Source organism: Actinoplanes sp. NPDC051633 (genome assembly GCF_040681735.1).
GTDB lineage: Bacteria > Actinomycetota > Actinomycetes > Mycobacteriales > Micromonosporaceae > Actinoplanes.
Genome location: NZ_JBFAZH010001468.1, coordinates 1 through 1,669, shown reverse-complemented (window position 1 = coordinate 1,669; position 1,669 = coordinate 1). Strand labels below are relative to the sequence as shown.

Annotated in this window: 2 protein-coding genes and 1 pseudogene; 1 reads left to right on the top strand and 2 read right to left on the bottom strand. The window is 68.3% G+C overall.

Annotated elements, in window-relative coordinates; translation table 11 throughout:
• Positions 1 to 196, top strand: a pseudogene (locus AB0M20_RS42160) (hypothetical protein); the annotation flags it as partial.
• Here AB0M20_RS42160 and AB0M20_RS42155 read toward each other — a convergent pair.
• Positions 182 to 1,426, bottom strand: coding sequence for a pyridoxal phosphate-dependent aminotransferase family protein (locus tag AB0M20_RS42155; RefSeq protein ID WP_364306997.1), 1,245 nt, complete (start codon positions 1,424 to 1,426; stop codon positions 182 to 184). The pseudogene AB0M20_RS42160 and the gene AB0M20_RS42155 sit on opposite strands and share 15 nt — an antisense overlap.
• 65 nt (positions 1,427 to 1,491) lie before the next feature.
• A complete protein-coding gene (locus AB0M20_RS42150) occupies positions 1,492 to 1,656 on the bottom strand; it encodes an EAL domain-containing protein (RefSeq protein ID WP_364306998.1) in 165 nt (54 codons plus the stop codon).
• Between the last annotated feature and the right edge of the window lie 13 nt (positions 1,657 to 1,669).

The window sequence follows — 1,669 nt, the reverse complement described above, 5'->3', positions numbered from 1 at the left end:
GGTCAACATGCTGCTGCCTCGGGTGATGAGCGCCGGCGTCCGGGAACTGCACTCGTTTCCGGGCGTGGACAACCGGGCGTCGAACGCGGTGCTGGCGAAACTGGGCTTCCGCCGGCTCGACGACTGCGACCTCGACTACGAGGGTCGCCCGATCCGCTGCGCACATTGGCTCCGGGACCTGTCAGGACCGGCGTAGCAAGGCCGACGCGGCGAGCGCGGTCAACGCGGTGAGGAGATCATCGATCTGCTCGTCGCTGTGCGCGGCGGTCATCTGGATGCGAAATCCGACCTGGTCCCGCGGCACACCGGGATAGGGCGCGAGGGTGGTGTACAGGCCGTGATCGAGCAGGGTACGGGCGGTCGGTAACAGCGCGTCCGGATCGTTCAGTGGGATCTCGATCAGCGGGAACCCCGACGCGTTGGGCGTGTGCACGTCCAGCCCGTCGAGGTGGTCGAGCACCCGGCGGCTCTTGCTGTACAGGTCGGCGCGGATCGCATCGCCGCGCGCCTCGTTGACGTCGAGGCCGGCCAGGACCGTGGCCAGCGAGGCCGTGGGGACCGGCCCCGAGTAGAGGTAGGTCGGCGCCGCGATCTTCAGGTACTCCTTGACCGGGGTCTGGCAGGCGACGAAGGCCAGCATGGACGAGTACGCCTTGGAGAAACCGCCCACCAGGACGACGTTGTCGTAGCTCTGCCCGTAATGGCGCACGATGGCGTTGCCCCGGCTGCCGTACGGCGAGCTCTCGCCGGACGCGCGTTCTCCGATGATGCCGAAGCCGTGCGCGTCATCGACGTACAGCGTGGCTCCGTGTCGCCGGCACAGGCGGGCGAACGCATCGAGGTCGGGGGTGTTGCCGGTCATGCTGTTGACGCCGTCCATGCAGACCAGCGCGTCACTGCCGGCCGGCAGGTCCAGCAGCAGCTCGGACAGGTGCTCGAGATCACCGGATCGGAAGCGATGGACCGTCGCCCCGAGGCCGCGCGCGTGCACGCACCCGTCGTAGATCGTCCGGTGCGCCCGCGAGTCCAGGAAGATGTGGCCGGTGCCGGCCAGGGCCGGGATGACCGAGAGATGGATCTGGCTGATCGTCGGCAGCACCAGGGTGTCGGGCGCACCGAGCAGCTCGGTGAGGCGTTCCTCGATCATCGGGTAGAGCCGGGGGCTGCCCAGCATGCGGGACCAGCTGGGATGGGTGCCCCACCGGCGCACCTGATCGTCGATCGCGTCGATGACCTGCGGGTCGAGGTCGAACCCGAGGTAGTTGCACGACGCGTAGTCGATGAACCAGTCGCCGCCGATCCGGATCCGGCGGCCGTCGACCTCGTCGATGACCTGATCCCACAGTCCCGCACTGGAGAGCGAGGCGATGCTGTCGTACGCCGCCGTGGCCGCGCTGGAGCCGTTACGCCTGTTCGGGATCGCCATGTCCCGATGCTAGGCAGACGGATGGCTGTAATGCCCATGGAAGACCGCTGTATGAGATGCAACCCTCACCGGCGGGCGGCCATCGCCTCGTCCACAATGCGCTGCCGAGTATCCACTTCGGGCATCGGGCGGGCGAACAGGAATCCCTGTCCGAGCGTGCAGCCGGCCGCGATCAGCAGCTGCTCCTCCGCAGGCAGTTCGACGCCCTCGGCGACCACCTCGAGCGACAGCGTCTCGGCCAGC